Genomic DNA, 7064 nt, shown 5'->3' with positions numbered 1-7064 from the left:
GCGGCGATTTCACTTCGTCAACTTCGTTGCGAAAGGCTTGCGGTAGGCTGCTACAGCGGCACCTTTCGACGCCTTGTTGCCAAAGCAAACTCGGCGCGTGAATAATTCAGGCTAGGACTGCGGATAGAGGTTGCGCTGGAAGTGCATCCACTCGTCGTAGCGTTGTTCGATGACGGCGAGGTCCCGTTCGTTGTCGGCGTCAAGCGCGGCGCCGCCGAAGTGGGTGTAGACAATCTGGACGCGGGCGCCGATGGCGTTGCCGATGCCCTCTTCGAGACGGGTGAAGCCGACCCAGGAGCGCAGGCGGTCGGAGAGCCGCGGATGGCCGTGCCGGTCGTAGTAGAGCGAGATTTGCATGAGGATGAAGACGCGCAGGCTTTTCAGCAGCCGCCCCCCGTTGACCAACAGGGAGAAGAGCATGCGCAGAATGTTGGCGATGCGCGTTTGGTAGCGCCACTCGTACATCTTTTCGATGTAGTCGAGATGGTCGAATTTGAGGGGTTTGCCGATATGCAGGTTGTTGTGCCGCATCAGATCTTCCTTGATGTGGAAATAGATCATGCGGATGCCGGGCTGGTCGTCGGTCGGATGGAAGTGCGCCAGCACGTTGCGGGAGGTGATGCCGATGGAATAGTCGTATTCGTGCATGTTGCTGCGCATCAGGAATTCGTCGACCTCTTCCGGGACGAGGAGCGGGATATCGCAGGGCGCAACGAGCACCGGGGTCTCTTCGTGCGCGGTTCCCTTCAAGCTCCAGAACGGAACGGAGGGGTCCAACCCCAGCGCCGCGACATAGCCCACCTTGAAGTTCTCGACCATGTTTTCGCGTTGCTCGACCACGATCACCCCGGCGGACACGCCATGCTTTTGGCAGGCTTCGCGGATGCGGCCGGCCGGCCCGACCACCGCCACCTTGCCGACGAGTTGCGCGTTGAGCAACGCCTTGAGCACGTGGATGAAGAGCGGTACCCCCTTGAGCTCCAGAAACGCCTTGTTGTCGCTGCGCAACGCAATGCTGGCGCGCCGGTCGCCCGCCAACAAAACCGCGTTCACCTTTCTGGCCGTCTGCATAGTGCCCCCTTGCTACAGGCGCGATGCTACAAGACGGGCCCAACGCTGTCAAAAGAGCAAATGAAAAAGGCGGCCCCGGGGCCGCCTTTTTCCAGACCGCAAACCGCGCCCTATCCCCCCTGGAGGGTCATGAGGAATTCGAGGTTGTTGTTGGTTTTCTTGAGGCGGTTGATGAGCAGTTCCATCGCTTCGACCTGCGGGACATCCTTCAGCGCCTTGCGGAGCGTCCAGATGCGTTGCAGTTCGTCGGGATGCAGCAGCAGCTCTTCCTTGCGGGTGCCGGAGCGTTCGATGTTGATGGCCGGGTAGATGCGCTTGTTGACCAGCTCGCGGTCGAGGCCCAGCTCCATGTTGCCCGTGCCCTTGAACTCTTCGAAGATCACTTCGTCCATGCGGCTGCCCGTATCGACCAGCGCCGTGGCGATGATGCTCAGGCTGCCGCCGCCTTCGATGTTGCGCGCCGCGCCGAAAAAGCGTTTCGGTTTGTGCAGCGCGTTGGAATCGACCCCGCCCGAAAGGATCTTGCCGGAGTGCGGCGAGGTGGTGTTGTAGGCGCGGGCCAGGCGGGTGATGGAGTCGAGCAGGATGATAACGTCCTGGCCCTGCTCCACCAAACGCTTCGCCATTTCGATGACGATCTCGGCGACCTGCGTGTGGCGTTCCGGCGGCTCGTCGAAGGTGGAGGCCAGCACTTCGGCCTGGGTGTTGCGGCGCATGTCGGTCACTTCCTCGGGCCGCTCGTCGATGAGCAGGATGATCAACTTGGCTTCCGGATTGTTTCTGGAAATGCTGTTGGCCATCTTCTGCATCAGCACGGTTTTACCGGTGCGCGGCGGCGCCACGATCAGGCCGCGCTGCCCTTTGCCGATCGGCGTCACGATATCCATGACGCGCATGGAGATTTCCTTTTGGTCGGTCTCCATCACCAGGCGTTGGTCCGGGAAGAGCGGCGTCAGGTTTTCGAACGGCTCGCGCTTGCGGGCCATCTCCGGATCTTCCCCGTTGATGCGATCGACGCGGTGCAGCGCGAAGAAGCGCTCCTTTTCCTTGGGGGCGCGGATGGAGCCCTCGACGGAATCGCCCGTACGGACGCCGAAACGGCGGATCTGCGACGGGGAGACATAGATATCGTCCGGCGCGGGCTGATAGCTGTTCAGCGGCGAGCGGAGGAAGCCGAACCCATCGGGGAGCACTTCGAGCACGCCGCGCCCCTGCAACGGACCGCCGCGGCGGCCGTGGTTCTTGAGCAGTTCGAAAATGAGTTGGTGCTTGGCCAGCCCGGCATAGTCCTGAAGCCCGTACTGCTCGGCCAGCGCCTTGATGTCGTTGATGGCCGTGACCTGCATTTCATGCAGGGAGAAGGGCGGAAGGTTTTCCGTGTTCGGCGGCGGATCTTCGTTCCACCGTTGTTGCGGCTGCTTGTTCTTGTTGCGGTTTTTCTTGTTGTTCTTGCCGCCGAACCGATCGTTGCGCGGCTGTTGATGCTGCTGTTGCGGGCGCCCCTGGCCACCGCCGTCGTTGTTGTTATTGTTATTGTTGTTCTGGTCCGGTGCCGCAGCTGCGGGGGCCGCAGGGGCCGGTGCGGATTCCGGCGACTCGCCGGCCGGAGCCGGAGCTCCTGCCCCGACGTCCTTCTTGGCCGCGGCCTTTTTCTTGGAGGCCTTTTTCTTGGTGACCTTCTTGGCGGCCGGTGCTTCCGTGCTTTCGGCACCGCTTGCGGCTTTGTCGACAAATTCGTTTTCTTCGCTCATTTCAACCCTTTCGCGGCAGTTAGTTCAACGGCCTGCCGTACCGCCGCTTCCAGTTCGTTCAATGTCCCGTGGTTCCGGATCACCCGGTCCGCAAGCCGTTCCTTTTGCTCAAGCGGCATCTGGGAACGTATCCTCGCCTCCGCCTGATCGCGATCCAACCCGCGCTTTTCCAACCGTCGAAAAACCTGTTCGCCGCTGCTGGAAACACAAAAAACCGCATCCCAATCCAATGCCTGCATGCCGCTTTCAAACAGCAATGGAAGCTGTACAACGGCATCTTCCCCCATCGATCGCCGCTCGGAAATCCACCCTTCGAGCTCCGCCCTCACCGCCGGATGAACCAACCGGTCGAGCGCCGCTCTTTGGCTTGGATTTCGGAATACGGCTTCCCCCAGAATCGGACGGGAGATTTCGCCGTCGGCCGCCAGGATTCGTTCGCCGAAACGATCGACCACCTGCCGGAAGACCGCAGTCCCCTTTCGCATCAGCGCGTGCGCCACCTGATCGGCGTCGCATACGGCGAAGCCCATTTCCCCGAGAATCCGTCCGACCTCCGATTTCCCGCAAGCAATGCCGCCGGTTAAGCCGATCACAAGTGAACTTCGTTCAGAATCCGACATGAATGGCTAGAGAGGAAATCGTTTGAATGGGAACCCCAAGAAAGAGAATGGTTTCGTCCTGAAACTTTCGACTTTTTATGTGTATTCGCCGGCAATGTCAATCCCTGTTCACCGGGGAAAAGCGCGCGCCCGCAATGCGGCGGGCGCAACGGCGGGCCTATAAGCGGACCTCGATGCCCTTCGAGCGCAAATACTCCTTCACCTCTTTCATAGTGAATTCGCCGAAATGGAAAATGGATGCGGCCAGCACGGCGTCGGCCTTGCCTTCGGTCACCGCTTCGGCCATATGCGCCAAGGTGCCCGCGCCGCCGGACGCGATGACCGGCACGTTGACCGCCTCGGAAATCGTGCGCGTGAGCTCGAGGTCGTACCCATCCTTGCAGCCATCGCAATCCATGCTGGTGAGCAGGATTTCGCCCGCGCCGCGGCGGGAGCCTTCGATGGCCCACTCCACCGCGTCGAGGTTGGTCGGGTTGCGGCCGCCGTGGGTAAAGACGCCCCAGGTTCCGTCGCCGTTGCGGCGCGCATCGATCGCAAGCACGGTGCACTGCGAGCCGAACGAGTCGGAGCATTCGTTGAGAATGTCGGGGTTGTTGATGGCGGCGGTGTTGAACGAAACCTTGTCGGCCCCGGCCTGAAGCATGCGGCGCACATCGGCCGCGGTGCGGATTCCGCCGCCGACGGTCAGCGGCATGAAAACCTGCTCGGCACAGCGGCGGACGATGTCGACCATCGTATCGCGGCCGTCGCTCGACGCGGTAATGTCGAGGAAGGTGAGCTCGTCGGCACCCTGGGCCTCGTAGGCCTTGGCACACTCAACCGGATCGCCCGCATCGCGCAGATCCACAAAATTAACGCCCTTCACGACGCGCCCGCCCGTTACATCCAGGCAGGGAATGATTCGTTTTGCCAACATAGGAAATCCCCGAAATTCGAAAGGGGCCGACGATATGGCAGGGGCTCGGAAAACGCAAACGGGTTTTCCCGCTATTCGGCGGCGGGTGCCCAGTCGTCGGTCCGGAACGGCGAGGCCGGGAACCCGTCCTTGTTGAACAGATTGCATCCGACCGGATTGTCCGCCCAGGCATAGCGCACGGCCACCGGGTCGGCCACTTGATCGGAGCCGACCACGACGGTGTCGCCGGCAATGACGGCCTTCGCCTCCACAAAGTTGCGGTCCGCCCCGGCGATGGCAAAGCGCTTGAGCGGCGCGCCGCCCTGCGCCACCAGCCCCGCGCCGATGTCGTCGAACGCGACGACGATCTTATCGCCGTCCTTCTTCATCGATCGATAGATGGGGCCGCCGGGCACGACGTCGAGGCCGTAGGTTTTCGCCAGGGCCTGCCGCGCCAGCCGGAAGCCGACCGCCTGCTTGTTGGTGGGATGGATGTTTTTCTCCATGCCCACATCGATCGCGACGGCGATGCCGGCATGGGGCACTTCCTTGTGGAAGTTCAGGAAGCTGTCGCGGATGCAGGCCCACGCCGAGTTTTCGACCGGCTTGGTTTGGGGGGCCTTGTAGTTGACCAGCTGCACCGCATAGAACGGGAACTCGTCGTTCCAGTCCGCGCGCCAACGGGTCACGAGGTTTTCAAGCAGCGCGCGGTATTCCATGGCGCTTGCGTAGGTTTTCGCGTTGCGCTCGCCCTGATACCAGATGGCGCCGCGCATGCCGTAGGGCACCAGCGGATGGATCATGGCATTGTAGAGGTTTGCCGGATAGTTTTGGTTCAGGCGCGGATTGACGCGGCGCTGCGGTTCGCGCGGGGCCGCCTTTCCGTTGGCCGTGGCCGTCTTGGCCTTTTCCTGCCACTGGGCATGCACCTTTGCGAAGCGCTCCTCCTCGGCGGCGGCACTGAATTTCCGGGCGCCCGCGTCGTAGCCGGCCTTGGTCTTCATGGCCAACGGATAGGGCGCGAGCGATTCCAACGGACTCCACGCCTCGATGCAGGTGCCGCCCCACGACGAATGAATCAGGCCAACCGGAACACCGAGCGCCTGCTGGATCTCCCGCCCGAAGAAATAGCCCGCGGCGGAAAAACCGCCGACCGATTCCGGGGTACAGACGCTCCAGGAACCGCGGCAGTCCGCAAGCGGTTCCGGACTCGCGTTTCGAACGGTCGTGAACATGCGGATCAGCGGGTGGTTTGCGGCCGCTTGCTCCGCCTTGAAATTATCCGCCGCGGCGACGGCCATTTGCATGTTCGATTGTCCGGAACAGAGCCAGACTTCGCCAACGAGCACGTTCTTCACCTCAACGGCATCGGTGCCGGCCCTGACCGCCAGCGGCCGGGGATCGGCAGACGCCTTCATCGTATCGAGCCGAACCAGAAACGTTCCATCCGGATTCGCCTTAACGCTCTTTTGCTGTCCGGCAAACGAAACGACCACGTCGGCGCCGGGATCGGCCCAGCCCCACACGGCGACCTGTTGATCGCGTTGCAGCACCATGCCGTCCGAAAACAGCGCCGGCAGTTTCAATTCCGCCAGGCCGGTCATTCCGAGAAGCAACAACCCCGACAATACGAACTTTAGTTTCATTCCAATCCTTTCTTGGCGGCGTCGTACACTTCCCGAACCGCAATCTTGTTTTCTTTCGCCAGTTTTCGGCAATCCTCGATCTCCGGGGAAACCGTGACGGGCGAGCCGTTGCGGCTGCCCACTTTGAGCCGCACCGCGCCATACGGCGTTGCCACAGTCTTAAAACTACGCTCCAGCACGGTGCGTTTGGACAGATGCTCGCGAATACCGAAAGTGGTGGACTCCCGGAAAACCAGATCGAGCATCCGCTCGCGGTCGGAAGGATTGCACAACGCCGTCAGCAAAATTCCCTGCCGCTGTTTCTTCATGAACACCGGCGTCGTGAACACGTCCAGCGCGCCCGCTTCGAGCAACTGGTCGAACAGGCAGCCCACCAACTCCGGCGTGGTGTCGTCGAGGTTGCATTCCAAAATCAACACTTCATCCACGGTTCGGTCGTCGGCCTCCTCGTAGAGGGTGGCGCGCAACAGGTTCGGGCGGCGGTTCAGTTTGCGGTGGCCGAAACTGTAGGCGGTCTTGACCGCGCGGCTGCCGGACGGAGGAGCCGCCGCAGTGCGCCACGAAGAGACCAGCGCCGCGCCCGTCGGCGTCACCAGCTCGAACGGTTCGTCCACGTCGTGAACGGGAAAGCCTTCCAGAATGCGGAGCGTCGCCGGCGCGGGATTGGGATAGGTTCCATGCGCGCATTCGATCGTTCCGTGGCCCTGCGGCAGATCGCGGATCGATACGCCGTCCACGCCCAGCTGGTGCAGCGCGAGGCAGCAGCCGACGATGTCGACGATCGAATCCATCGCCCCAACCTCGTGGAAATGAATCGCTTCGATATCAACGCCGTGAATGGCCGCTTCCGCTTCGCCGATGCGTTGGAAAACCGCCGAAGCGCGTTCCTTCACCGGATCCGGCAGCGCGCTTTCCGCGATCAGCTTCAGGATCGTGCCCAGATGCCGGCCGTGGTGATGATGCCCATGCCCGTGCCCATGCCCGTGGTCATGATCATGATGATGCTCATGGACGTTCACCTTTGCGCGGACGCCCGTCATCCCCTGCTCGACGACTTTATCCACCACAATTTCAAACGGGT

Annotated in this window: 6 protein-coding genes; all 6 read right to left on the bottom strand. The window is 61.9% G+C overall.

The window, feature by feature from the left end:
- Positions 1-111: 111 nt before the first annotated feature.
- Positions 112-1071, bottom strand: a complete 960-nt coding sequence (locus ABYO54_RS11900; protein WP_372808473.1) for a nucleotidyltransferase family protein — start codon at positions 1069-1071, stop codon at positions 112-114.
- 110 nt (positions 1072-1181) lie between these two features.
- The gene (gene rho, locus ABYO54_RS11895) at positions 1182-2822 is read right to left on the bottom strand and encodes a transcription termination factor Rho (RefSeq protein WP_372808472.1); all 1641 of its coding nucleotides are present in this window, start codon (positions 2820-2822) and stop codon (positions 1182-1184) included.
- A complete protein-coding gene (gene coaE / locus ABYO54_RS11890) occupies positions 2819-3442 on the bottom strand; it encodes a dephospho-CoA kinase (protein ID WP_372808471.1) in 624 nt (207 codons plus the stop codon). Before coaE ends, rho begins: the two co-directional genes overlap by 4 nt.
- Before the next feature lie 157 nt (positions 3443-3599).
- Positions 3600-4358: an imidazole glycerol phosphate synthase subunit HisF gene (gene hisF, locus ABYO54_RS11885; protein WP_372808470.1), complete on the bottom strand. Its 759-nt coding sequence runs from the start codon at positions 4356-4358 to the stop codon at positions 3600-3602.
- 71 nt (positions 4359-4429) lie between these two features.
- Entirely contained in the window at positions 4430-5983 is a 1554-nt protein-coding gene (locus tag ABYO54_RS11880) for a sialate O-acetylesterase (RefSeq protein ID WP_372808469.1), read from the bottom strand.
- The coding region (larC, locus tag ABYO54_RS11875) for a nickel pincer cofactor biosynthesis protein LarC (protein ID WP_372808468.1) at positions 5980-7064 on the bottom strand (1085 nt) is incomplete at its 5' end. The genes ABYO54_RS11880 and larC, both read right to left, overlap by 4 nt.

The organism is Pontiella sp. (assembly GCF_041622395.1).
Taxonomy (GTDB): domain Bacteria; phylum Verrucomicrobiota; class Kiritimatiellia; order Kiritimatiellales; family Pontiellaceae; genus Pontiella.
The sequence above is the reverse complement of the archived record's forward strand: the minus strand, read 5'-3'. Positions and strand labels throughout refer to the sequence as shown.

Excerpts from the sequence above, each read along its gene's own strand:
- hisF (WP_372808470.1), bottom strand. The coding sequence starts at position 4,358 with ATGTTGGCAAAACGAATCATTCCCTGCCTGGATGTAACGGGCGGGCGC.
- coaE (WP_372808471.1), bottom strand. The coding sequence starts at position 3,442 with ATGTCGGATTCTGAACGAAGTTCACTTGTGATCGGCTTAACCGGCGGC.
- ABYO54_RS11900 (WP_372808473.1), bottom strand. The coding sequence starts at position 1,071 with ATGCAGACGGCCAGAAAGGTGAACGCGGTTTTGTTGGCGGGCGACCGG.
- ABYO54_RS11880 (WP_372808469.1), bottom strand. The coding sequence starts at position 5,983 with ATGAAACTAAAGTTCGTATTGTCGGGGTTGTTGCTTCTCGGAATGACC.
- rho (WP_372808472.1), bottom strand. The coding sequence starts at position 2,822 with ATGAGCGAAGAAAACGAATTTGTCGACAAAGCCGCAAGCGGTGCCGAA.